The organism is Cellulosimicrobium sp. CpK407 (assembly GCF_051844275.1).
Classification (GTDB): domain Bacteria; phylum Actinomycetota; class Actinomycetes; order Actinomycetales; family Cellulomonadaceae; genus Cellulosimicrobium; species Cellulosimicrobium cellulans_G.
The window spans coordinates 16070-40063 of record NZ_JBGNYC010000007.1 but is presented as its reverse complement, the minus strand read 5'-3'; the positions used below and the strand labels follow the sequence as shown (position 1 = coordinate 40063).

General features: G+C 71.9%; 23 protein-coding genes. 7 read left to right on the top strand and 16 right to left on the bottom strand.

The window, feature by feature from the left end:
• Positions 1 to 9: 9 nt before the first annotated feature.
• Together ABWU78_RS05120 and ABWU78_RS05115 are read right to left on the bottom strand one after the other, a co-directional pair.
• Entirely contained in the window at positions 10 to 1047 is a 1038-nt protein-coding gene (locus tag ABWU78_RS05120; RefSeq protein WP_253053428.1) for a hypothetical protein, read from the bottom strand.
• On the bottom strand, positions 1044 to 2252 hold the full coding sequence (locus tag ABWU78_RS05115) for a hypothetical protein (RefSeq protein ID WP_439157745.1): 1209 nt from the start codon (positions 2250 to 2252) through the stop codon (positions 1044 to 1046). Before ABWU78_RS05115 ends, ABWU78_RS05120 begins: the two co-directional genes overlap by 4 nt.
• Before the next feature lie 374 nt (positions 2253 to 2626).
• On the opposite strand from ABWU78_RS05115, the gene ABWU78_RS05110 reads away from it, so the two are divergent.
• Complete coding sequence (locus tag ABWU78_RS05110; RefSeq protein ID WP_439157744.1) at positions 2627 to 4051, top strand: hypothetical protein; 1425 nt, start codon at positions 2627 to 2629, stop codon at positions 4049 to 4051.
• 3 nt (positions 4052 to 4054) lie between these two features.
• Positions 4055 to 4501 (top strand): hypothetical protein, encoded by a 447-nt coding sequence (locus ABWU78_RS05105; protein ID WP_439157743.1) that lies wholly within the window; start codon positions 4055 to 4057, stop codon positions 4499 to 4501.
• Positions 4502 to 4547: 46 nt separating this feature from the next.
• Here the strand turns inward: ABWU78_RS05105 and ABWU78_RS05100 are convergent, their stop codons facing one another.
• The 3 genes from ABWU78_RS05100 to ABWU78_RS05090 form a co-directional block, all read right to left on the bottom strand.
• Entirely contained in the window at positions 4548 to 5336 is a 789-nt protein-coding gene (locus ABWU78_RS05100; RefSeq protein ID WP_439157742.1) for an alpha/beta fold hydrolase, read from the bottom strand.
• Between the two features lie 77 nt (positions 5337 to 5413).
• Positions 5414 to 6265, bottom strand: a complete 852-nt coding sequence (locus ABWU78_RS05095; RefSeq protein WP_439157741.1) for an alpha/beta hydrolase — start codon at positions 6263 to 6265, stop codon at positions 5414 to 5416.
• 33 nt (positions 6266 to 6298) lie between these two features.
• Positions 6299 to 6604: a hypothetical protein gene (locus ABWU78_RS05090; protein ID WP_439157740.1), complete on the bottom strand. Its 306-nt coding sequence runs from the start codon at positions 6602 to 6604 to the stop codon at positions 6299 to 6301.
• A gap of 202 nt (positions 6605 to 6806) precedes the next feature.
• On the opposite strand from ABWU78_RS05090, the gene ABWU78_RS05085 reads away from it, so the two are divergent.
• Both ABWU78_RS05085 and ABWU78_RS05080 read left to right on the top strand, forming a co-directional pair.
• On the top strand, positions 6807 to 7778 hold the full coding sequence (locus tag ABWU78_RS05085; protein ID WP_308202321.1) for an FKBP-type peptidyl-prolyl cis-trans isomerase: 972 nt from the start codon (positions 6807 to 6809) through the stop codon (positions 7776 to 7778).
• A 148-nt stretch (positions 7779 to 7926) separates the two neighbouring features.
• A complete protein-coding gene (locus ABWU78_RS05080; protein WP_439157739.1) occupies positions 7927 to 8487 on the top strand; it encodes a phosphoribosyltransferase in 561 nt (186 codons plus the stop codon).
• A gap of 84 nt (positions 8488 to 8571) precedes the next feature.
• Here the strand turns inward: ABWU78_RS05080 and ABWU78_RS05075 are convergent, their stop codons facing one another.
• The 7 genes from ABWU78_RS05075 to ABWU78_RS05045 all read right to left on the bottom strand — a co-directional run bounded on the left by ABWU78_RS05075 (position 8572) and on the right by ABWU78_RS05045 (position 16782).
• Complete coding sequence (locus ABWU78_RS05075; protein WP_439157738.1) at positions 8572 to 9648, bottom strand: ABC transporter ATP-binding protein; 1077 nt, start codon at positions 9646 to 9648, stop codon at positions 8572 to 8574.
• Positions 9648 to 10715, bottom strand: a complete 1068-nt coding sequence (locus ABWU78_RS05070) for an ABC transporter ATP-binding protein (protein WP_353708759.1) — start codon at positions 10713 to 10715, stop codon at positions 9648 to 9650. The genes ABWU78_RS05075 and ABWU78_RS05070 overlap by 1 nt, the downstream gene beginning before the upstream one ends.
• Complete coding sequence (locus tag ABWU78_RS05065) at positions 10715 to 11605, bottom strand: carbohydrate ABC transporter permease (RefSeq protein ID WP_253053410.1); 891 nt, start codon at positions 11603 to 11605, stop codon at positions 10715 to 10717. The genes ABWU78_RS05070 and ABWU78_RS05065 overlap by 1 nt, the downstream gene beginning before the upstream one ends.
• Positions 11605 to 12543 carry a carbohydrate ABC transporter permease gene (locus ABWU78_RS05060; RefSeq protein ID WP_439157737.1) on the bottom strand — a complete coding sequence of 313 codons (939 nt, stop codon included), beginning with the start codon at positions 12541 to 12543 and terminating at the stop codon, positions 11605 to 11607. The genes ABWU78_RS05065 and ABWU78_RS05060 overlap by 1 nt, the downstream gene beginning before the upstream one ends.
• Before the next feature lie 4 nt (positions 12544 to 12547).
• On the bottom strand, positions 12548 to 13900 hold the full coding sequence (locus ABWU78_RS05055) for an extracellular solute-binding protein (RefSeq protein WP_439157736.1): 1353 nt from the start codon (positions 13898 to 13900) through the stop codon (positions 12548 to 12550).
• Between the two features lie 141 nt (positions 13901 to 14041).
• Positions 14042 to 15517 carry an NAD-dependent succinate-semialdehyde dehydrogenase gene (locus ABWU78_RS05050; RefSeq protein ID WP_353708757.1) on the bottom strand — a complete coding sequence of 492 codons (1476 nt, stop codon included), beginning with the start codon at positions 15515 to 15517 and terminating at the stop codon, positions 14042 to 14044.
• Positions 15514 to 16782 (bottom strand): iron-containing alcohol dehydrogenase, encoded by a 1269-nt coding sequence (locus ABWU78_RS05045; RefSeq protein WP_439157735.1) that lies wholly within the window; start codon positions 16780 to 16782, stop codon positions 15514 to 15516. The genes ABWU78_RS05050 and ABWU78_RS05045 overlap by 4 nt, the downstream gene beginning before the upstream one ends.
• A gap of 180 nt (positions 16783 to 16962) precedes the next feature.
• Here ABWU78_RS05045 and ABWU78_RS05040 point away from each other — a divergent pair, with 180 nt between their 5' ends.
• The 3 genes from ABWU78_RS05040 to ABWU78_RS05030 all read left to right on the top strand — a co-directional run bounded on the left by ABWU78_RS05040 (position 16963) and on the right by ABWU78_RS05030 (position 19211).
• Positions 16963 to 17703 carry a GntR family transcriptional regulator gene (locus ABWU78_RS05040; protein ID WP_439157734.1) on the top strand — a complete coding sequence of 247 codons (741 nt, stop codon included), beginning with the start codon at positions 16963 to 16965 and terminating at the stop codon, positions 17701 to 17703.
• Positions 17704 to 17785: 82 nt separating this feature from the next.
• Positions 17786 to 18352 (top strand): DJ-1/PfpI family protein, encoded by a 567-nt coding sequence (locus ABWU78_RS05035; RefSeq protein ID WP_253053397.1) that lies wholly within the window; start codon positions 17786 to 17788, stop codon positions 18350 to 18352.
• A 19-nt stretch (positions 18353 to 18371) separates the two neighbouring features.
• Positions 18372 to 19211 carry an alpha/beta fold hydrolase gene (locus ABWU78_RS05030; RefSeq protein WP_439157733.1) on the top strand — a complete coding sequence of 280 codons (840 nt, stop codon included), beginning with the start codon at positions 18372 to 18374 and terminating at the stop codon, positions 19209 to 19211.
• Between the two features lie 78 nt (positions 19212 to 19289).
• Here ABWU78_RS05030 and nrdF read toward each other — a convergent pair whose 3' ends face one another.
• From nrdF to nrdH, 4 genes are all read right to left on the bottom strand, one after another.
• Positions 19290 to 20270 carry a class 1b ribonucleoside-diphosphate reductase subunit beta gene (nrdF, locus tag ABWU78_RS05025; protein WP_253053393.1) on the bottom strand — a complete coding sequence of 327 codons (981 nt, stop codon included), beginning with the start codon at positions 20268 to 20270 and terminating at the stop codon, positions 19290 to 19292.
• A gap of 138 nt (positions 20271 to 20408) precedes the next feature.
• The gene (gene nrdE / locus ABWU78_RS05020) at positions 20409 to 22568 is read right to left on the bottom strand and encodes a class 1b ribonucleoside-diphosphate reductase subunit alpha (protein ID WP_439157732.1); all 2160 of its coding nucleotides are present in this window, start codon (positions 22566 to 22568) and stop codon (positions 20409 to 20411) included.
• Complete coding sequence (gene nrdI / locus ABWU78_RS05015; RefSeq protein ID WP_205205938.1) at positions 22565 to 22996, bottom strand: class Ib ribonucleoside-diphosphate reductase assembly flavoprotein NrdI; 432 nt, start codon at positions 22994 to 22996, stop codon at positions 22565 to 22567. The genes nrdE and nrdI overlap by 4 nt, the downstream gene beginning before the upstream one ends.
• An 81-nt stretch (positions 22997 to 23077) precedes the next feature.
• Entirely contained in the window at positions 23078 to 23323 is a 246-nt protein-coding gene (gene nrdH, locus ABWU78_RS05010) for a glutaredoxin-like protein NrdH (RefSeq protein WP_047232913.1), read from the bottom strand.
• Between the last annotated feature and the right edge of the window lie 671 nt (positions 23324 to 23994).

Here is a 23994-nt window from a genome sequence, read left to right as displayed (position 1 = left end):
TACGGAGCGTCAGGACGCCGCAACCGATGTCGCGATGTGCTCGTTGCCCACGACGCGGATCTTCTCCTCTGACCCGGCCGGCGGCACGTAGAGCGCGACGACGTCCTGGTAACCGACCTTGAGCACGTTCGTCGGGGTCGTCGTCCCGTACAGGGCCTTGATCGTCTCCGTGTCGGGCGGGACCTGCGCGCCCTCCTCGGCCGTCATCGACTCCTGCGACGTCATGGCGCCCACGACGAGCGCGCCGCCGTCCGCGGTGCGGACCGCGCGGACCTGCTCGTCCGGGTTCGGCGTGAAGGTCAGCGCGTACGCACCGGCGGCCGGCTCGAGCGCCGTGGTCCAGGCCTGGGCGCGCTCGGCGAGCAGCGTGCGGAACGAGTCGTCCTCGAACGCCCCGGCGAAGCCGGAGCCGGTCCCGAGGTTGAGCACGTCGGCGTACTGCGCGACGGCGTCCGTGGGCGTGACGAGGAGGCTCGAGTCGTCGGGTGCGACGGCCTCGCTCCCGATGCTCGGGTCGGCGAAGCTCGGCATGGTCACGCCGGGCAGGAGCCGGACCCAGGCCCACAGCTGGTAGGCATCCCGTGCGCCGGCCTGCTCGAGGACGGACAGGCGCGGAGTCTGCAGGCTCTCGGGCTGGACGCTCACGGCGTAGGACGTGCGGGGCCAGGTCTGCGTCGTCGGGATGACGACCTGCTGGGCCTCGGTCGGCAGCTCCGTCACGAGGTCCGCGTTGCCGCGCGCGGCGGCGACGGCGAGCTGGCTCGTGCGGATCGCGAGCGCCGGTCCGGTGACGCGCGCGTCGAGCTGCGCCGGGTCGTTCGCCTCGCTCGCCGCGGCGAGCGCCGAGGCGACCGCGTCCAGCACCACGGTCTCCTGCGCCTCGGAGAGGACGGGAGGCGGCGGGTCCTGGGTGGGGTCAGGCTGCGGCGTCGGCAGGGGCGCGGTGCAGGCGGCGAGGAGGAGCGCGCCGACCAGACCGCCGGCCACCCCGGCGAGGTGACGGCGGGCGCGGTGGGCGCGGGCCGTGTCGCGGGCGGTGCTGGTCATCGGGTGCTGTCCTTCGTCTCGTCCGTGTCGCGCTGCGGGTCGGCGGCCTCGCCCGCCCCGGTGCCGGGGGTGAATCCCCACGCCCGGCGCCAGGCGTCGGCACGTGTCGCCGCGCTGTCCTGCGTGGTCGGGTGCCCGTCCGCCGCGTCGACGGTCGGCTGCGCCGCGGTCTTGGGCCGCCGTTCGCCGCGCGCGACGATCGGGATCTGGCCGGTGAGCCAGGCACGACGCGGCTTCTGCGCGCGCGCCTGCTGCTGGGCGAGGCGGTCCGCCTCCTCCCGCTCGCGCAGCTCGCGCCGCGTGAGCATGCGCACCTGCGCGGTGTCGGTGGGCGCCTCGCCGTCCGACGTGCCGCCGTCGCCCTCGCCCGACGGCGCGGTCGGCGCTGCCGCCGGTGCGACGGCCGGGGTGGCCGACGTCGCGGTGCCGCGTCCCGACGGCCCCCGGCGCCGGGGGCGCAGGCTCGCCGCGCCGATGCCGAGCCCCAGGAGGATGACGACCGCACCGCCGACCACGCCGGGCCACAGGAACGGCGTCTCGACCTGGCGCGGCCAGGACAGCTCGAGCGTCGGGGCGACGGCACCCTCCCCCACGCCGGCCACGAGAAGCTGCCAGCGGCCGGGCTGGTCGGACCAGCGCAGGGTCGCCGAGCCGGCGCCCGTCGACTCCTCGAACCACATGTCCGACCCGGCGGGGTCGACGCCGACGGCCGGCGTCTCGCCGTCGGCAGGGGTCTCTCCGTCGGCAGGGGTCTCGCCCTCCGCGGGGGCCTCGCCGTCGGCGGGCGTCTCCTCCGCCGACTCCTCCCCCTCGGCCGGAGACTCGCCGTCGGCCGGGGTCTCGCCCTCGGCGGGCGTCTCCTCCGCGGCGGACGGCTCGACGGCGCGCGTCGCGAGCGCGTCCCAGTCGCTGAGCCCGGTGACCACGCCGTGCGCGTCCTCCCCGACCCAGCCCGTCACGTCGACCTCGCGGCCGATCGCGAGGGTCACCTGCTGCTCGCCCGGCGCCGTGGCACGGATCGTCACGTCCTCGGCGACGAGGTCCAGGACCCCGGGCTCGGTGACGAGCATCGTGCCGTCCCCCGTGTACGCCGTGGTCGCCACGACCGTGTCGCTGTCCCGCCACACCGTGGCGGACGCGACGCCGAGGCCGACGGCGACGAGCCCTCCCACGAGCAGGAGGGCAGCGATGATTCGTTGGAGCACCGAGGTTCCCTTCGTCGATCGACGTTCCAGAATAGGTGCGAAACCCCTCGTCGATCGACCTCGGGGAATCGTGCGCGGATCCTCACGATCCGTTCACGAGCCCCTCTCCCCTCGGTCCCACGCTCGTCAGCCGGGATTCAGGAAGAGTGCGCGCGACGCCGTCGGACGACCTGCGGCCTCCCCCGTGCCCTCCGTCCCGCAGCACTGCGACCATCGTCTCACCTGTTCCAATCCGGGTATTCAGGACAGCCCGATCCCCGTATCCTGGTCGGAGCACGGCGGGGCCGTGGCACGACCGCCGCGCCCTCCCTCCTCGCGAGGGGACGCCGCCCGGCGGCGGACGCCGCGACGAACCAGCACCGGAGGTCATCGACGTGTCCGACGAGCGCACGCTCTTCCCCATCACGATGCGCGGGTACGACCGCGTCCAGGTCGAGGCACAGCTCGCGAAGCTGGAGAAGGCCGTGGAGGACGCGCGCTCGCGCGTCGAGGCCGCGGACGCCCGCGCCATGCAGCTCACGAGCGAGCTCTCCGACGCGCAGCGTCAGCTCCGCGAGGCGGAGCGCCCCTCGTACGCCGGCCTCGGCTCCCGCATCGAGCAGCTCATGCGCTCGGCGGAGGAGCAGTCCGCCGACATCCTCTCCCAGGCCAACGCCCAGGCCGCCGACATCATGGCGCGCGCGAAGCTCTCGGCCGGCCAGGTGCGGTCCCGCGCCGAGAACGAGGTCGCCGAGCTCCTCAACAGCGCGCGCCTCGAGTCGGAGGAGATCCGGGCCACGAGCGCGTCGGAGGTCGAGGGCACGTTCCTCAGCGCCCAGCGCCGCGCCGAGGAGCTCGTCGGCTCCGCCGAGCGCGAGGCGGCCCGCATCCAGAGCGCGATCGCCACCGAGGAGAGCGAGCGCCGCGCGTCGCTCGAGCGCGAGCTCGGCACGCTGCGTGCGACGGCGGAGCGCGAGACGACGGAGCTGCGCGTGACGACCGAGCGCGAGGCCGCCGAGCTCCGTGCCCGCGTCGCGGCGGAGACCGCCGCCCAGCGCGAGGCCGCCGAGCGCGAGGCCGCCGAGCTCCTGGAGAACGCGCGCCGCGAGGCGCAGCGCCAGGTCGACGAGGCGCAGCGGAAGGCCACCGAGGCGGCCAACGCGGTCACGTCGGAGATGGAGGAGCTGCGCGACAAGGCCCGCACCGCGCTCGCCGACGCGGAGCTCGAGGTCGTGCGCCGCCGCGAGGAGGCGGAGCGCGAGAACGCCGAGCGGCACGCCGCTGCCAAGGCCGAGACGGAGAAGCTCGTCTCGACCGCGGAGGAGCACGCGACCGAGGCGGAGAAGCGCGTCGCACTCGCGCTGGAGCAGGCCGAGAAGGTCCGCCGGGAGTCCGACGCCTACGTCAAGGACCTCATGTCGACGGCCCGTCGCAACGCCGACCAGATCGTGGCCGAGGCGCGGTCGTTCGCGGACCAGACCGTGAGCGACGCCAAGGCGGAGGCGGAGCAGCAGCGCAACGTCGCCCAGCGCCAGCTCGAGGACCTCACGCGCCAGCACGACTCGATCAACACCTACCTCGACGAGCTGCGCGGGCTCCTCGGCGGCGAGCCCGAGGCCGCGAAGGCTCCCGCGAAGAAGTCGGCGGTCCCCGCGGGCACGCCCGCGCAGCAGGCGCGCGCGGCGACGCTCATGACGGCGGAGTTCCCGGTCGTCGCCGACGAGTCGGACCAGCAGGGCGGGCCCGCCGCCTCGACGAAGCGCCGCCCCGCCGGCCAGGTGGACGCCGAGGCCGAGACCGACGCCCCCGCCTCGGCCTGACCGGTGTCCTCCGCGGACCCCACGGGCCGCTCCGGGTCCGCTGCCGACGACTGGCGTCGGCAGCGGACCGAGGCCGCGGCGCACCAGCAGCGCGAGCTCGACCGCCAGCGCGCGCGGGAGAGCGCCGCGGCCCGGGCGCTCCTCGCCGAGTTCGTGGTGCGTGCCCGTGAGCGCGGCCTCGCGCCCGAGCCGCTGCGTGCCCGCTCGTTCGACGGCGCGACCACCTACCGGACCCCGCTCAAGGGCTGGTACCTGCGCCGCAACCGCAGCGTCGCCGTCGGCGAGGACGGCGAGTTCTACGTGCTCGGTGTGCCCGGCAGCGTGCTGGGGCGCCTGCGCGGCGTGACCGTGGAGCCGTCGGACCCGCCGCTCGTGCTCGGCAAGGGCGGACGGGACGGCGAGTCGATCGACCTCGCGGACGCGCTCGCGCTCGTGCTCGACGGCCGCTGATCGGCCAGGGCGGCCCGCCGACCCGTCGTGCCGCGGTCGACCGGGCTCACGCCGAGGCGCGGGCCAGCAGGTCGGCGAGTGCGTCCGCGACGGCCGCCGGGTCCTCGACCGCGCTCATGTGCCCGGCGCCCGGGACCTGGACCAGCTGCGCCGTGGGCGCGGCGTCCGCCATGTGCTCGGCCTCCGCCGTCGGCGTGAGCGCGTCCTCCTCCCCCACGACCACGGCCACCGGTCCGGCGAACTCCGCGAGGACCTGGGTGCGGTCCGGCCGGGCCGCCATGGCCCGCTGCGACCACGCGACGCCGTCGGGCCGCTGCCCGCGGATCCACTCCTCGAGCCGTGCCGTGAGGTGCTTGCGCGCGGCCTTGCTCGTCTCCCCGAGCATCACCCCCGGCATGCCGAGGACGGCGTCGACGGTCTGGGACCGCGCGGCCTCGTCCGCGATGCGCAGCCGGTTGGCGCGCGCCTCGTCGGTGTCGGTGGTCGACTTGGTGTCCACGAGCCCGAGGCCGGCGACCAGGTCGGGGTGCCGCTCCGCGAGCGCGAGCGCGACGTAGCCGCCCATCGACAGCCCCGCGACGACCGCGCGCGTGATCCCCGCCACGGTGAGCGCGGTGGCGGTGGCGTCGGCCGCGGTGTCGATCGACGCCGGCTCGTCCGCCAGCGGGCTCGCCCCCAGACCCGGGAGGTCGACCGCGACGACGGTGGGCTCTCCCGGCAGCGCGGCCGCGACGTCGGCCCACATGCGGTGGTCCAGCGGGAAGCCGTGCAGCAGCACGAGCGGTGTGCCGTACCCCTCGCGCAGCGTGAAGGTCTCGAGCGGGGCCGTCGTCACGTCGTCCTCCTCAGGTCGTGCGTCCGTCGTCAGGTCTCGTCCCACCGTGCCACGGCCACGACCGTCCTGCCGGGGCGTCAGTCGTCGATGCCGTCCGACCGGCTCGCGTCGTAGCTCGCCTGGTCGGAGTCCGCGGTGTCACGGTCGGCCGTCACGGCCGCGGTCGCGTCGCCGGACCACTCGGTCGGCAGGGGCAGCGGGAACCCGGGGCGGACGTGGCCGACGATCTCGTCGAGCACGCGCCGCACGGACGACTCCCCCACCCACAGGTGCTTGGCGCCGTCGACGCCGATCACCTCGGCGTCGCGCACGCGCGCGAACCGTCGGCGCGCCTCGTCGGGGCGCAGGTAGTCGTCGAGCTCGGGGACGAGCACGACGAGCGGCTTGCCGAACGCGTCCCACCGGTCGAGGTCCTCGTCCGTCGCGCGGTGCAGCGGCGGCGACAGGAGGATCGCGCCCTCCACCGCCGGGTCGGTCCCGTGCTTGAGCGCGAGCTCGGTCCCGAACGACCACCCGACGAGCCAGGGGTGCGGCAGGTCGTGGAACTCGGCGAGCTCGATGGCCGCGGCGACGTCGTAGCGCTCCGCCTCGCCGCCGTCGAACGAGCCCTCGCTCGTGCCGCGCGGCGACGACGTCCCGCGCGTGTTGAACCGCAGCACCGCGAGGTCGGCGAGCGCGGGCAGGCGCCACGCCGCCTTCCGGTACACGTGCGAGTCCATGTAGCCGCCGTGCGTCGGCAGCGGGTGCAGGGTGACGAGGGTCGCGACGGGGTCGCGGTCCGCGGGGAGCGCGAGCTCGCCGACGAGCGTCAGCCCGTCCGCGGTGTGCAGCTCGACGTCCTCGCGCCGCGCGGGCAGGACCGTCAGGGACCGGATGGGGGTAGGACCGGCCGGGACGTCGGCCCCGGTGGGCTCGGGTGCGGTGCTCATCGTGGTCGAGCCTAGTTCGTCCGCCGCGGACCTCTACCGGGGCCGACGGCGCCCGCGCGCCTGCCAGCACGACGTGTGCCAGTGCCGGCGGTGGTCGAGCGCCGTCTCGGCGCCGAAGAACGAGTCCTCCTGCCAGGCCACGACGTGCCCCGTCCCGGGCGGGATCTCCTGGTTGCACCCCGGGCACAGGTACGTCTTGGACCCGCCGCGCACCGTGCGGACCTGCCACTCGCCGTCGGACCCGGACTCGCGACGCGCGCCGCCGAGGGCACGGTCCAGGTCGAGGGGCGCGGGCTCCGCTCCCCACGGTCGCTTGCGGGACGGTCGACGGGACGGCATGCACCCATTCTCCCCCGGGCACACGGCGGGGGCGGCTCCCAGCGGGAGTCCAGGCAGGACCGCTAGAGTGTCCGCGCCGGTGCTGCACCCGGCACGCGGACGCGAGGCGACCCCGACCCGGGACGCCGACGACCGCCGTCGTGCGGGTGCGGCCCAGACCCGACGGCCCCGCGTCGTCCCACCGACCGAAGGACCCCCTCTCGTGAAGCACCGCACCCTGCGCGGCGTCGCCGCGCTCACCCTGGGCGCCGCCCTCGTCCTCTCCGGCTGCGCCTCGGAGGGCGGCGGCTCCGGCGACGAGACGTCGTCGAGCCCGTCCGCGACCGACGGCGCCAGCGACGCCGCGACGTCGTCGCCCGAGGACGTCGCGGCGCTCGAGGCCGTGACGGTCACCGGCGACCCGGGCGCCGAGCCCACCGTGGAGTTCGACCAGCCGTTCGAGGTCTCCGCCGCGGCCGCCATCTCGCTGAACGACGGCGAGGGCGACGAGATCGCCAAGGGCCAGCAGATCACCATGCACACGGCCGCGTTCTCCGGTACGGACGGCTCCAAGATGGGGTCGACGTGGGAGACGGGCTCCCCCGAGCAGCTCCTCATCGACGACTCGATCTTCCCGCAGCTCCTCGACGTCGTCGTCGGCAAGAAGGTCGGCACCCGCTTCCTGTTCGCCAACCCGACGACGGACCAGACGACCGGCGAGCCGATCACCTACCTCACCATCGGTGAGGTCACCGACGTGAAGACCATCCCGTCGCGTGCCGAGGGTGAGGCGGTCACGCCCGCCGAGGGCCTGCCGACCGTGACGCTCGACGACACCGGCAAGCCGACCATCGAGATCCCCGAGGGCTACGAGGCCCCGACCGAGCTCGTCGCGCAGACGCTCATCAAGGGCAGCGGCCCGGTCGTGACCGAGGACCAGACCGTCACCGCCCACTACACGGGCATGCTGCTCGACGGCACCGTCTTCGACTCGTCGTGGGACCGCGGCGCCCCCACGAGCTTCTCGCTCCAGCAGGTGATCCCGGGCTGGACGCAGGGCCTCGCCGGGCAGACCGTGGGCAGCCAGGTGCTGCTCGTCATCCCGTCGGAGCTGGGCTACGGCTCGCAGGGCAGCGGCACGATCCCCGCCGACTCCCCGCTCGTCTTCGTCGTGGACATCCTCGACGCGCAGTGACCCCCGCCTGACCCGACCAGGGCCGCACCCCGCCACGGGGTGCGGCCCTCGCCGCGTCCGGGACGGGTCGTGGGTCCGGGCCGAGGGTCCCGGCCCGTCGGGACCGGGACGGGCGGGCCCCGCGCGTCGCGCGACGTACTCTCGATGCATGACGGACGCCTCCACGACCCCGGTCCCCGCCGCGCCCGACGACGTGTCGTCGCCGCACCCCGCCGTGCCGCCCGAGCGCGAGGTGCTCACGTGGGAGACGTTCGGCGTCGCCGCGCGCGAGCTCGCCGAGCAGGTCGTGGCGAGCGGGTTCCGGCCCGAGGTCGTCGTCGCCGTCGCGCGCGGCGGGCTCCTGCCGGGCGGCGCGGTCGCGTACGCGCTCGGGACCAAGGGCGTCGGGACGCTCAACGTCGAGTTCTACACCGACATCGGCCAGACCCTCACCGACCCGCGCGTGCTGCCACCTCTCATGGACACGTCCGACCTGCCGGGCGCGCACGTGCTCGTGGTCGACGACGTCGCGGACTCCGGCCGCACGCTCGCCCTCGTCATGGAGATGCTGAGCACCCACGGCGCCGAGGCGCGGTCCGCGGTGCTGTACACCAAGCCGCGCACGATCATCCAGCCGGACTACTCGTGGAAGGACACCGACCTCTGGATCACGTTCCCGTGGTCGGCCGACCCGCCCGTCGAGGGCGCGCAGCCGCGACCGAACGACTGAGCCCGCAGACGACGGACCGTCGCCGCCCGGGCGAGGCGAACGGGTCGTGCTCGCGACCGCAAGCGAGCACGACCTCGTCCAGCCCTACCGCCCGGCCCCGGACAGCGCCAACCCCGTGCTCGCGTCGAAGAGGTGCGCACGGTCCAGGTCGACGGTCACCGACAGGCGCTCCCCGGGTCGGCTCGCGACCGTCGGCCGCGCCTTGACCGTGAGCATCTCCGTGCCCACCTTGACGTCGACCAGCGTGTGGTCGCCCAGCGGCTCGAGCCCGAAGACCTCCCCCTCGACCGTCGCCTCTCCCCGTCGCTCGACCGACACGTCCTCGGCGCGCAGGCCGAGGAGCAGCGGACGGCCGCGCTCCGCCGCGGCTCCCCGGGGGCGCGGCAGGGTCCAGCCCTGAGACCCGACCAGCCGGTCGTCGTCGACGTGGCACTCGAGCAGGCTGATCCGCGGGCTCCCGACGAAGCTCGCGACCCACCGGTCGACCGGCTGCTCGTACACCTCCGCCGGCGTCCCGACCTGCTGCACCGCGCCGTCCCTGAGCACGGCGACCTGGTCGGCCATGGACATCGCCTCGACCTGGTCGTTCGTCACGTAGACGAACGTCCCTCCCAGACGCCGGTGGATGCGGGTGAGCTCGGTCCGCATCTCGACGCGCAGCTTGAGGTCGAGGTTGGTGAGCGGTTCGTCCATGAGGAACGCGTGCGGGCGACGGACCAGCGCACGGGCCAGCGCGACGCGCTGCATCTCGCCGCCGGACAGCTGTGCCGGTCGACGCTGCAGGAGGCGTTCGATGTGCAGGAGGCGCGCGACGTCGTCCACGGCGGCGGCGATCTCGCTCGCGGAGGCACGGCGCGCGCGCAGCGGCGAGGCGATGTTCTCGAGCACCGTGTACCGGGGGTAGAGCGCGTAGCTCTGGAAGACCATGGCCAGGTCCCGCGCGCCGGGGGACTCCCCGGTCACGTCCCGGCCGCCCAGGTGCACCGACCCGGCGTCGAGCCTGTCGAGCCCGGCGATCGCGCGCAGGGTCGTCGTCTTGCCCGCCCCCGAGGGCCCGAGGACGACGAAGAACGAGCCGTCCGGCACCTGCAGGTCGACCCCGTCGAGGGCCTGGACCTCCCCGAACGCCTTCCTGATCCCGTAGGTCGCGACGGTTCCCATCAGGCCACCAACCTCTCCGAGTCGCGGTCGTAGACGGGCGGCGGCCCGCCGACGTGCCGCACGCCGACGGGCGTGTCCGCAGCGAACCGTGCGGTCGGGGGCATCCGGACCCGGACGTCGTGCTCCCCCTCGCACTCGACGACGTAGATGGTCTCGTCGCCCAGCGCCTCCGCCGAGACCACGCGGCCGCGGACCGCACCGTCCGCTCCCGGCGCGGTGACCTCCAACGCCTCGGGCCGCACGCCGGCGACCAGCCGACGACCGTCCGGCAGCCCGGACGGCACCGGCAGCGCGAGCCCGCCCCCGCCCCGCAGGGCCCCGTCGGCGACCTCGACGTCGACGAGGTTCACCGGCGGCGAGCCGATGAACGCGGCGCAGAACAGGCTCGCGGGCCGGTCGTAGACCTCCATGGGCGTGCCGACCTGCTCCACGCGGCCCTTGTTGAGGATCGCGATCCGATGGCCGAGCGACATCGCCTCGACCTGGTCGTGGGTGACGTAGACCATCGTCGCCCCCACCTCTCGCTGCAGGTGCTTGATCTGCGACCGCATGTCCGCGCGCTGCTCGGCGTCGAGGTTCGTGAGCGGCTCGTCCATGAGGAAGGCGCGCGGCCGCCGCACCAGGGCGCGGGCCAGCGCGACCCGCTGCTGCTCCCCGCCCGACAGCCGCGTGGGCCGCCGGTCCAGCAGCGGACCGAGCTGCAGCATGCGAGCGGCCTCGTCGACTCGACGACGCACCTCCGGCTCCGGGACGCCCTCGGCGCGGAGCGGGAAGGCCACGTTGTCACGGGCCTTCAGGTGCGGGTACAGCGCGTAGAACTGGAACACCATGGCGATGTCGCGGCCGCCGGGAGGCAGGTCGTCGACGCGCGTGTCGCCGATGTGGATGGTGCCCGACGTCTGGCGCTCCAGGCCCGCCACCGCGCGCAGCGTGGTGGTCTTTCCGCAGCCGGAGGGACCGAGCATGACGAACAGCTCGCCGTCGCCGATGGACAGGTCCACCTCCTCCACGGCGACGGTCCCGTCCGGGTAGCGCTTGTGCAGGGACGCGATCTCGATGCCCGCCATCAGCGTCGCACCGCCCCGAGCGTGACGCCGGCGACGAGGTGCTTGCGCACCAGGTAGGCGAAGACGAGCACCGGGATCGCGAACACGCAGGCGGAGGCAGCCACGAGCCCCCAGTCCACGGTGGTGCCGCCGATGAGGCCGGCGATGGCCGGCGGTGCGGTGCGCACCTCTTGGCTGGAGGTCAGGAAGATGGCGTACACGAACTCGTTCCAGGAGAAGATGAGGGCGAAGACGGCGGTGGCGGCGATCCCGGGCACGAGCAACGGCAGGGTGATGCGCCGGAACGCCTGGAGGCGCGTGTGACCGTCGAGCATCGCCGCGTCCTCGTACTCCGGTGGCACCTCGTCGACGAAGCCCTTCATCATCCAGATCGTGAAGGGCACGTTGAAGGCCGTGTAGATGAGGATCAGGCCGAGCTGGGTGTCGATGAGCCCGAGCGTGCGGTACATGAGGAAGATCGGGATCACGACGACGACGGGCGGCATGAACCGCGTGGACAGGATGAAGAACATCTGGTCCTTCTTCGCCCTCAGCGTGAAGCGCGAGTACGCCCACGCCGCCGGGACCCCGAGCACGGTGGCCAGGATCGTGGACGTCCCGGCGACCACGACGGAGTTGAGCAGCGCGGTGGAGAGGTCCGACGCACCGCCGCCCGAGGCGACGAACACGTCTCGGTAGTGGTCCAGGGTCATGTCGAAGCCGAAGAACTTCGCCGGGACGGCGTAGACGTCCCGGTTCTCCTTGACGGACGTCTCGAGCATCCAGAGCACCGGGAAGAGCATGGCGGCCGCCAGCACGGCCAGGAGCGCGACCTCGACCGACTTGCGGACCCGGCCGCGGGGGCTGCGTGCGGGCCGTACGCGAACGGCCAGGTCAGCAGAGCGTGCCATCAGCCCTCCTTGAGCTTGTTCAGGTAGCGCAGGTAGAGCTGCGCGAGGACGATGACGACGACCACCATGAGGATCCCGTAGGCCGACGCGGTCCCCGTGTTGAACCCGAGGAACGCGACCTTGTAGACGTGGAACGACAAGGTCTCGGTCGAGACGCCGGGTCCTCCGTTGGTGAGGATGTAGACGAGGTCGAACATCCGGAACGCCTCGATCGCACGGAACATCACGGCGATGAGGAGCAGCGGCCACACCAGCGGCAGGGTGATGTTGCGGAACCGGAACCACTCCGACGCCCGGTCGATGGAGGCCGCCTCGTACAGGTACCTGGGGACCGCGGTCAGGCCCGCGAGCGCGATGAGCATGATGAACGGCGTCCACTGCCAGGTGTCGACGACGACCAGGGAGAGCATCGCCGTCTGGCGGCGGGTGAGCCACTCCACCGGCTCGATCCCGAGCGAGCCGAGCACGCTGTTGACGACGCCGAACTGCGCGTCGAGCATGAAGCGCCAGAACAGCCCGACGACGACGGGCGACAGCATCATCGGTACGAGGAACAGCGTGGTGAGAAGCCCACGACCACGCGTCCGCCGGGAGATGAGGTAGGCGATGCCGAAGCCCAGCACCGTCTGCAGGGTGACGGCACACACGACGTACACCAAGGTCGTCAGGGCCCGCTGCCGGACCTCCGGCGAGGTCAGGACGTCGACGTAGTTCGCGAACCCGACGAACTCCGCGGGTGCGGAGCCCGTCGCCGAGTAGTCGGTGAAGGAGAGGAACAGCGCCCACAGCAGCGGGAAGACCGACATGGCCAGCAGGAGCAGCATCGCCGGGGAGATGAACGCCACGGCGAGCCCACGGTCGCCGAGCCGAGGGGCCCGGACCGGTGCGGGCGGCGCCGACGTCCCGTCCCGCACCGGGGAGTTCTTCGTCAGGACCATGGGTTCACAGCCCGCCGCTGCCGCCGGAGTCCAGGACCTCCTGCTGCTCGACGGCGATGCTGTCGAGAGCCTCCTGCGGGTCCATGGCGCCGTTGAGGGCCGCGTTCACGCTCGTGTTCTCGATGTCGACGAGACGGGCGTACTCGGGCACGTTCCACATGTCGCGCATGCGCTCCACGGAGTCGGCGTACACCTGGTTGAACGGTCCGGCCTCGAGGAACTCCGGCGACTGCAGCGCGTCGGTGCGGGCCGGCACGCCGCCCGCCGCGGCCCACTTCTGCTGGGTGTCGGCCTGGAGGAACCACTTCATGAAGTTCAGCGCCTCCGCCTGCCGGTCCTCGGGCGCGTACGCCGAGATGTGCATCCCCATGCCGCCGAGAGGCACCAGGTCGGTCTCCTGCGTCGGCAGGGTCGCGAAGCCGAGCTTGTCGAGGATCTCCTCGCGCGTGGAACCCAGCGTCGACTGCGCGGGGTCGAGCAGGCCGCCGCTCGCGGCGATCCAGTTGAACGCGATGCAGGCCTTGCCCTGCGCGACCGCCGCGTTGACCTCGTCGATGAACCAGTTCCCGGAGCCCGTCGCGGTGAGCGGCTTCATCTCGTTGACCAGGACGTCCATCGCCTTCTGGCCGGCCTCGTCGTTGATGACGCCCTCGATCTGGCGCTCCTCGGCGTCCCACAGGTTCCCGCCGTACAGGCCGTTGACCGTGTTGTAGGTGACGGCCGCCGCGTCGGAGCCGTTGGCCTGGTGGAAGGCCAGCCCGCTCACGCCCGGGTTCTCGGCCTGGCACTGCGCCGCGACGGAGATCATCTCGTCCCACGTCGCCGGCGGCTCGTCGCCGATGAGGTCCTTCCGGTAGATCATCGTCCAGGTGTCGCCGAGCAGCGGCAGGCCGTACATGCTCGCGTCCTCGTCCCGCTGGCCCGTCTCGGCCTGGGGGTACTGGCCGTACGCGGCCAGGAGGTACGGGTCGAAGGCCTCGGTCTCGACGTTGCCCTCGATGAAGTCGGTGATGTCGAGGATGTTGCCGTTCGTCACCGCCTCGCCGATGTGCTGCGAGTCCAGGACCGCGATGTCGAAGTCGGTCTGACGTGCCGCGAACTGCGTGAACATCGCGTCGTGCCAGTTGGCGTTCGGCACGGTGTTGACCTCGACGGTCACGTTCGGCCGCTCCTTGGTGTACTCCGCGTTCGCGAAGTCCTCGAGTGCCTGGGCCGGGGGCCACTCGAACCAGATGAAGCTCAGGGTCAGCGGTTCGTCGGTCAGCTCCGGGACGGTCGCCGGCGCCTGGGCGCCACCGCCCGCCTCCTCGGTGCCGCCCCCTCCACCGCACGCGGCCGTGGCCGCCGCGGTGCTCATGGCCATCAGGACCGCGGCCGTCGCCAGCCGCCCCCGTCGGCGGGGAAGTGATCCGTGCCCCGCTCGCATCGTGCTCCTCATCGAGTCTCCTGCTTCCTGGGTCGGTGTTGCCGGACTGTTGCTGCTACTGCTCGTTCACCGTCACCAGGACGTGGCGACGTAGTGGGCCTCCATGAACTCGAGGAGACCTTCCGTGCTCCCCTCGCGGCCGAGCCCGCTCTGCTTGGTGCCGCCGAACGGCGCGGCCGGGTCGGAGACCAGTCCGCGGTTGAGCCCGACCATCCCGGACTCGAGCCGCTCCGAGAGCCGCAGGCCGCGGGCCAGGTCGCCGGTGTACAAGTAGCTGACGAGGCCGAACTCGGAGTCGTTCGCCAGGGCGAGCGCCTCCTCCTCGTCGTCGACGCGGACGACGGGGGCCACGGGGCCGAAGACCTCCTCGTGCAGGAGGCGTGCGTCCCGGGGGACGTCGACGAGCACCGTCGGCGGGTAGAAGCAGCCGGGCCCGTCGACGGGCTCCCCGCCCAGCACGGCACGCGCCCCGCGGTCGATCGCGTCGCGGACGAGCTCATCGACCTTGCGGACCGCGTCGGCGTTGATGAGCGGTCCGCACCCGGTGCTCTCGTCGACGCCGGGGCCGACCGTGACCTCCGCCATCCGGGCGACGAGTCCTTCGACGAAGACGTCGTGCACGGCGTCGGCCACGAGGAACCGGTTGGCGGCCGTGCACGCCTGGCCGCCGTTGCGCATCTTGGCGACCATGGCGCCGTCGACCGCCGCGTCCACGTCGGCGTCGTCGAGGACGACGAACGGGGCGTTCCCCCCGAGCTCCATCCCGCACTTGAGGACGCGGTCCGCGGCGACGCGCAGCAGCCGTCGACCCACCTCGGTCGAGCCGGTGAACGACAGCATGCGCGTGCGCGGGTCGGACAGCATCGCCTCGACGACGGGGCCCGCGGTCGAGGTCGTGACGACGTTGAGCACCCCTGGGGGCATCCCCGCCTGCTCCAGCAGCGCCGCCACGGCGTACGCCGTCAGGGGCGTCTCCGTCGCCGGCTTGAGCACCGCGGTGCATCCCGCTGCCAGGGCCGGTGCGATCTTGCGGGTCGCCATCGCCGCGGGGAAGTTCCACGGCGTGACGAGGACGCTGACCCCGACGGGCTGGTACGTCACCACCATCCGGTTCGCGCCGCTCGGGGAGCGGCCCAGCTGACCGCGCAGGCGCACGCCCTCCTCGGCGTACCAACGGAAGAACTCGGCGGCGTACGCCACCTCGGACCGCGCGTCCGGCAGCGCCTTGCCGTTCTCGAGCGCGATCAGGCGGGCGAGGTCCTCGCTCCGCTCGGTCATCAGCTCGAACGCTCGCACGAGGATCTCCGCACGGTGGCGGGGAGAGGTCGCCGCCCACGCGGCGGCCGCGTCGGCGGCCGCGCCCACCGCCGCCCGGGCGTCGTCGAGGTCGGCGTCGGCCACGGTCGCGAGGACCTCGCCCGTCGCAGGGTCGCGCACGTCGATGCGCCGCCCGCTGCCCGACGCGCGCCGCTCCCCCGCCACCAGCAGGTCGGTGGGCACGTCGAGCCCGTCGAGAACCGGACGCATCGTCTCGTGGAGAACCGTCATCGCACACCTGCCGTCGTGGTCGTGGCCGCCTGGGGCCGGGCTTCTTCTCGCAGCGAGCGCCGGTCGCCGGAGTACGCGGCACGCACGATGCGTTCCAGGGCGTCGACGTCGAGCGGGCGGGGGTTGTTCTCGACCAGCCTCGTGGCCTGGAACGCCTGCTCGGCGGTCCAGCGCAGCCGGTCGGACGGCAGGCCGATCTCCGCGAGGGTCGACGGGATCCCCACGGACCGCAGCAGCGCGGCGCTCCGCTCGATCGCCTCGTCGGCCAGGACCTCGGAAGACTCGCCGGGGTTCGCACCCATCGCCACGGCGACCGCGGCCAGCTCGGGGACGCGGGCGGGTCGGTTGTACTCCATCACGTACGGCAGGAGGGCGCCGACGCCGACCCCGTGCGGGGTGTGGGTGAGCGCCCCGACCGGGTACTGGAGCGCGTGCGCCGCGGCGGTGCCGGCGCTGCCGAGGGCGAAGCCTCCCGCGGTCGCCCCGAGCATCATCGCCTCGCGGGCCTCGGCGTCGCCCGGGGCCTCCACGGCGCGCCGCAGGTTCTCCGCGACCAGGCGCACCCCCAGGAGCGCGTACGTGTCGGTGAGCGCGTTCTTGCCGACGAAGACACGCTCGGTGGCGAGCTCCGGGGTCGCCGTCCGACGAACCGCGGTGAACGACTCGACCGCGTGCGAGAACGCGTCGGCCCCCGCGCTCGCGGTGAGCGACGGGGGGCACCCGAGCGTGAGCTCCGGGTCGCACACGGCCATGTGCGGGACGAGGTGCGGGCTGGAGATGCCGACCTTGCTGACGCGCCCGGGGTCGGTCAGCACCGCCACCGGCGTCACCTCCGACCCGGTGCCCGCCGTGGTGGGCAGGGCGACCACGGGGACCACCGGGCCCGGGACGCGGAGCTCGCCGTAGTAGTCGGAGGCCTGCCCGCCATGGGCGATCACCACGGCCACCGCCTTCGCGAGGTCGAGGCAGCTGCCTCCACCCATGCCGACGACGACGTCGGGCCGCACGCGGTGCGCGAGCGCGGCGCACTCGGCCACCTGGTGCACCGGGACGTCGGGCAGCACCTCCGCGAACACGGTCACGTGGACGCCGGCGCCCTCGATCAGCCGGACCAGTTCCGCGAACTCGTCCGTCCCCCCGAAGCGAGCGTCGGTGCAGACGAGGGCTCGGGACCCGAGGGACGCGGTCACCGTCCCGAGGGCGTACCGCTGCCCTGGGCCGAACAAGACCTCTCGCGGCCCGCGCAGAAAACCGAGGATGCCCATGGGAAACTCCGGGAGATAGAGGGTGGAGTGAGAACTGCGGTCGATTCGCGACCGCCCTTGGTCACGACAGGTGCACTCGTTCCGATACGATCGGATCGGATCCGATCCAGATCATGGAGCAGTCGAACAGCCGGTGTCAACAGGTTCTTCTGCCCGGCGCACGAAAGGAGCCCGCACGAGGTGGACACGCTAGCGACCGACGAGCGCGACGAGCGGACCGACGAGGACCGGCGCGAGCCGATGGCGAAGAAGGCTCGCAGGCGGCCCGCCGACCAGGTCTACGACACGCTGCTCACCCAGCTGATGTCGCAGCGGATCGAGCCCGGTTCCCGCGTCACCGTCGACGCCCTGGCGCGCGAGCTGGGGGTCTCGCAGACACCGATCCGGGACGCGCTGAACCGCCTGGAAGCGGACGACCTCGTCGTCCGCGTCCCCAACGCCGGCTACCGGATCCCCCCGCAGATCACGCGCGACCGGTTCGAGGACATGCTCGAGGCGCGCCTGCTGCTCGAGCCGGCAGCGGCGCGGATGGCGGCGGAGCGCGCCTCGACGAAGCAGCTGGCCAGGCTCCGCGCGGTGCTGGACGAGATGGCGACGCTCTCCGACGGGCACACCGCGTACGGCGAGTTCGGGCTGCTCGACGCCGCCTTCCACGACGTCGTCGCCAGGAGCGGCGGGAACCGCGTGATCCACGAGGCCCTCGCCCGGATGCACGCGCACGTGCACCTCTTCCGGCTGGTCTACGACGCCCAGGTCACCGACCTCGCCACGAGCGAGCACGAGGAGGTCCTCGCCGCGGTCGCCGCGCGGGACCCCGACGCCGCCGCCTACGCGATGCGCCGGCACATCCTGCTGTCCGGCGAGCGGATCCGCCGGCTCTTCGACGAGGAACCGGGTGGTGACGACGCGTCGAGGGGTTGACGGATCGCGCGGCCCGGTGAATCCTGTGCAGATCCGATCGGATCGGATCATCCCATTCGACGACGAGTGCGAGGAGAAGCAGGTGCCCAGAGCTCTGCTCCTGACCGGCGACGCTGCCGAGGAGCTCGACACGATGTATCCGTACTACCGCGTGCAGGAGGGCGGCTGGGACGTCGACGTGTCGTCGCGGACGACGCGCGACGTCCAGCTCGTCATCCACGAGTTCGACCCCGGCTCCGACGCCTACGTCGAGAAGAACGGGCGCAAGCTGCCGGTCGACGTGCCGTGGGCCGAGGTCGACGTCGAGCGGTACGACGCCCTCATCATCCCCGGCGGCCGCGCACCGGAGTGGATCCGCGTCGACGCCCACGTCCGCCGCATCACGGAGCACTTCTTCGCCCGCGACCTGCCCATCGCGCTGGTGTGCCACGGCGCCCAGGTCCCCGCGGTCTACGGGCTCCTCAAGGGCCGACGGACGGCCTGCTTCCCTCCCATCACGGGAGACATGGAGAACGCCGGGGCCACGGTCGTCGACGCACCCGACGTCGTCGACGGCAACCTCGTGTCGTGCCGTGGCTGGCCGGACATGCCGCAGTTCGGCCGCGTGATGATGGAGGTCTTCGACAAGTCGGTCGGCGCGGACGCATGAGCGCGGGTCACAGGTTCCGGTGACGACGCGTCGGACCGTCGCCGTCGCGGGCTCACCCGTCCACGTGGTCGAGGACGGAGAGGGGCCGGCGGTCCTGTTGCTGCACGGCTCGGGCCCCGGCACCACCGGGTCCGGGGCCTGGGCAGCGACCGCCGAGTCGCTGCGCTCTTCCTGGCGCGTCGTCGCTCCGGACCACGCGGGCTTCGGGAGGACGCCGCTCCCACCGGGCTCGCGGGGCGGGCTGCGCGTGTGGACCGACCAGGCCGCGGGTCTCATGGACGCCCTCGGCCTCGAGTCCTACGCCGTGGTGGGGCACTCGATGGGTGGTGCCGTGGCTCTGGCGCTGGCGGCCGCACGCCCCCGGAACGTCACGTCCGTCGTGGGTGTCTCGGCGATGGGCGCACCGGGGGCGCCCCTGTCGGCGGACCTCGACGCCGTCTGGGCCGCCTCCCCCGACCGAGCCGGGGCGCGGGAGATGCTGAGCCGGCTGTTCCTCGACCCGGCGCACGTCACCGGGTCGGCCGTCGACGCACGGGCGGCCGCGATGCGCGCCGGGGCGGAGGCGTTCGCGTCGATGTTCCCGCCGCCCCGGGCGCGGTGGTCGGAGGACCTGACCCTGTCGACGCGTCAGCTCTCCGCGGTCCGCGCGCCCGTCCTGCTCGTCCACGGCGCGCAGGACCGCGTCACCCCCTTGAGGACCACGGCGCTGCCGCTCCTCGATCACCTGAGCGACGTCCGCCTGCACGTGCTCGGGCGATGCGGGCACGTGCCGGCGGTGGAGCACGCTCCGGAGTTCGTCCGCCTGCTGAGGGACTTCCTGGCGAGGTCGGCGCTCGAACCGTCCGGTGCCGGACGGTGAGCGAGGGGCCCGGAGCCGCAGCGTCCTGCGGCTCCGGGCCCCTTCGACGTGCTCCGGCCTGCTGCTCCTGAGAGCGGCTCAGAAGTCCCAGTCGTCGTCCTCGGTGTTCACGGCCTTGCCGATGACGTACGACGAGCCCGACCCGGAGAAGAAGTCGTGGTTCTCGTCCGCGTTCGGCGACAGGGCCGAGAGGATCGCCGGGTTGACGTCGGTCTCGTCCTTGGGGAAGAGCGCCTCGTAGCCGAGGTTCATGAGCGCCTTGTTCGCGTTGTACCGCAGGAACTTCTTGACGTCCTCGGTCAGCCCGACGCCGTCGTACAGGTCCTCCGTGTACTGCACCTCGTTGTCGTAGAGCTCGAAGAGCAGCTCGAACGTGTACGCCTTGAGCTCGTCCCGCTCCTCGGGGCTGAGCTTCTCGAGGCCCTTCTGGAACTTGTAGCCGATGTAGTACCCGTGCACGGCCTCGTCCCGGATGATGAGGCGGATGAGGTCGGCCGTGTTCGTCAGCTTGGCGCGCGACGACCAGTACATCGGCAGGTAGAAGCCGGAGTAGAAGAGGAACGACTCGAGCAGCGTGCTCGCGACCTTGCGCTTGAGCGGCGAGTCGCCCTTGTAGTACTCCATGACGATCTCGGCCTTGCGCTGGAGGTTCGGGTTCTCCTCCGACCAGCGGAACGCGTCGTCGATCTCGCGCGTCGAGCACAGCGTCGAGAAGATCGACGAGTAGCTCTTGGCGTGCACCGACTCCATGAACGCGATGTTGGTGTACACCGCCTCCTCGTGCGGCGTGATCGCGTCCGGGATGAGCGACACCGCGCCGACCGTGCCCTGGATCGTGTCGAGCAGCGTCAGACCGGTGAACACCCGCATCGTGAGCTGCTGCTCCTCCGCGGTGAGCGTGTTCCACGACTGGATGTCGTTCGACACCGGCACCTTCTCGGGCAGCCAGAAGTTCCCGACGAGGCGGTCCCACACCTCGAGGTCCTTCTCGTCCTCGAGACGGTTCCAGTTGATCGCGCTCACGCGATCGATGAGCTTGAGCTTCCCCGTGGGCGACATCTGCCTTCTTCTCTCCTGCTGACCCCGGACCGACCGGGACGACTTCGTGGGACCGGACCCTGCGCCGTCGGCCACTCCTCCGCAGGAGGGTGGCCGACGACGTCGGGCTTCGAGACAACCGATAGTTGCCTCAGGCGACTACAGCATGCAGCTGACGCAACCCTCGACCTCCGTGCCCTCCAGGGCCATCTGGCGGAGACGGATGTAGTAGAGCGTCTTGATGCCCTTGCGCCACGCGTAGATCTGCGCGCGGTTGACGTCGCGCGTCGTGACCGTGTCCTTGAAGAACAGCGTGAGGCTCAGGCCCTGGTCGACGTGCTGCGTCGCGGCGGCGTACGTGTCGATGATCTTCTCGTAGCCGATCTCGTACGCGTCCTCGTAGTACTCGAGGTTGTCGTTCGTCAGGTAGGGCGCCGGGTAGTAGACGCGCCCGATCTTGCCCTCCTTGCGGATCTCGATCTTCGACGGCACCGGGTGGATCGAGGACGTCGAGTTGTTGATGTAGGAGATCGAGCCGGTCGGCGGGACGGCCTGGAGGTTCTGGTTGTAGATCCCGTGCTCCATGACCGAGGCCTTGAGCGCCGTCCAGTCCTCCTGCGTCGGGATGTGCACGCCGGCCTCCGCGAAGAGCTGGCGCACGCGGTCGGTCGCGGGCTCCCAGACCTGGTCGGTGTACTTGTCGAAGTACTCCCCCGTCGCGTACTTCGAGTCCTCGAAGCCGCCGAACGCGCGACCGCGCTCGATCGCGAGGCGGTTCGACGCCGCGATCGCGTGGTAGGCGACCGTGTAGAAGTAGATGTTCGTGAAGTCGATGCCCTCCTCGGACCCGTAGTGGATCCGCTCGCGCGCGAGGTAGCCGTGGAGGTTCATCTGGCCGAGGCCGATCGCGTGGCCCGACTCGTTCGCGCGCTTGACCGACGGCACCGACTCGATGCTCGTCTGGTCCGAGACGGCGGTGAGCGCGCGGATCGCGGTGTCGATCGTCTTCGCGAAGTCCGGCGAGTCCATCGTCTTGGCGATGTTCAGCGAGCCGAGGTTGCAGGAGATGTCGCGGCCGACGTGGTCGTACGAGAGGTCCTCGTTGAACGTCGAGGGCGTCGAGACCTGGAGGATCTCCGAGCACAGGTTCGAGTGGGTGATGCGGCCCTTGATCGGGTTCGCCTTGTTCACCGTGTCCTCGAACATGATGTACGGGTAGCCGGACTCGAACTGGAGCTCGGCGATCGTCTGGAAGAAGTCGCGCGCCTTGATCTTCGTCTTGCGGATGCGCGAGTCGTCCACCATCTCGTCGTACTTCTCGGTGACCGAGACGTCGGCGAACGGCTTGCCGTAGACGCGCTCGACGTCGTACGGCGAGAAGAGGTACATGTCCTCGTTCTTCTTGGCCAGCTCGAACGTGATGTCCGGGATCACGACGCCGAGCGACAGCGTCTTGATGCGGATCTTCTCGTCCGCGTTCTCGCGCTTGGTGTCGAGGAACCGCAGGATGTCCGGGTGGTGCGCGTGCAGGTACACCGCACCGGCGCCCTGGCGCGCGCCGAGCTGGTTCGCGTAGGAGAACGAGTCCTCGAGCAGCTTCATCACGGGGATGACGCCGGACGACTGGTTCTCGATGTGCTTGATCGGCGCGCCGTGCTCGCGGATGTTCGACAGGAGCAGGGCGACGCCGCCACCACGCTTGGAGAGCTGCAGCGCGGAGTTGATGCCGCGCGCGATGGACTCCATGTTGTCCTCGATGCGCAGCAGGAAGCAGGACACGGGCTCGCCGCGCTGCGCCTTGCCGACGTTGAGGAACGTGGGGGTCGCGGGCTGGAAGCGGCCCGAGATGACCTCCTCGACGATGTCGAGCGCGGCCTGCTCGTTCCCGTCCGCGAGGCCGAGCGCGACCATGCAGACGCGGTCCTCGAAGCGCTCGAGGTACCGCTTCCCGTCGAACGTCTTGAGCGTGTACGACGTGTAGTACTTGAAGGCGCCGAGGAACGTCTCGAAGCGGAACTTCTTGGCGTACGCGAACTCGAACAGCGACTTCACGAACGCGCGGTCGTACTTCGCCAGCACGGCCGGGTCGTAGTACTTGTTCTCGACGAGGTAGTCGAGCTTCTCCTGCAGGTCGTGGAAGAAGACCGTGTTCTGGTTGACGTGCTGGAGGAAGTACGCGCGCGCCGCCTCGCGGTCCTTGTCGAACTGGATCTCGCCGTTCGGGCCGTAGAGGTTCAGCATCGCGTTGAGCGCGTGGTAGTCGAGCTGCGCGCTCGCCAGGGGCACCTCGGTGACCGTGCCACCGCCTGCCACGCTCACGCCGGAATCCGTGACTGTCGTTGCCAAAATCGTCCCAATCCGTCGCGGACGCGCGCGGCGTCCTCGGCTGTTCCCAGGAGTTCGAAGGCGTACAGGTAGGGCACCTGGCACTTCGCGGAGATGATGTCGCCGGCGATGCAGTAGGCGTCGCCGAAGTTGGTGTTGCCCGCGGCGATGACGCCGCGGATCAACGACCGGTTGTGCACGTCGTTGAGGAACTTCACGACCTGACGCGGGACGGCACCGCCCTCGTTGCCGCCCCCGTAGGTCGGGACCATGAGCACGTACGGCTCCTCGACGCGCAGGAAGCCCTCGGTGGGACGCAGCGGGATGCGCTGCACGTCCATGCCGAGGGCCGGCAGGTCGAGCCGCTGGACGAACCGGTGCGTGTTCTCGCTGACGCTGGAGAAGTACACGAGCGACCCCACGGGGACGCACCTCCGTCCTGCCCTGCTCCGCCTGCTTCCGTACGAGTTCCGGGGCACCTCACGGTGCCCCGGGGAGGCCGGTCAGGCGACGACCGGCGAGACCTTCTGCGCGAGGGCGTTGATCTGGTCGGGACGGAACCCGGACCAGTGCTCGTCCCCGGCGACGACCACGGGCGCCTGCAGGTAGCCGAGCCCGCGCACGAGCTCGAGCGCCTCGGCGTCCTGGCTGATGTCCACGACGGAGTACTCGATGCCCTTCTTGTCGAGAGCGCGGTACGTCGCGTCGCACTGAACGCAAGCCGGCTTGCTGTAGACCGTGACGCTCATGGGGTGACTCCTCGTCTCTCGCGCTCTGTCCGGGATCGGTCCTCGGGGAGGGAGATACGTCTCTGACCTCGAAGGACACCGGTGGAACTACGTCTGTGTGATTCGCCAGAAGGCCTCCGGCCCCCTGGGTGTGCAACCACTATACCTAGTGGTCGACACCGCGCCACCGCACTAGATGTCGTGGTCGAACTTCACCCCTCCGCGTGTGCTAGGAGCCATGAGTCCATGGTCCCACCACCCTCTGACACGCCTCCGAGGCCCCTCGTCCACAGCCCGTCGTCCACCGCTCGGAAGCACCACGAACGGCGTCCTCTCGCGGACCGCGGGGCATCGTCCACAGGGTGGGGACGACGTCGATCCACACCCTGTGAGGTCCGGTGAGGCGGCCCCGCGGGGCCACCTCCGCCGTCGTGCGGCCCCGCGCCGGCGGCCGACGAAACACCCCAATCCGGGCACGACGAACGTCCGACTCGTCGGCGTGTCGCGTTCCTTCGGCGTGTCGCGCGGCGAGTGCGCGGCATGCGAGAAAGGTCACCCCGCTCGCGCCGATCATCGACCACCGCGCTCCCTCGGCCGACCAGGGCTCCACCTCCGCGCACCAGGGCTCTACCTCGGCCCACCAGGGCTCTACCTCGGCACACCAGGGCGCGCGAGGGCCCGCCCGGTGCGAC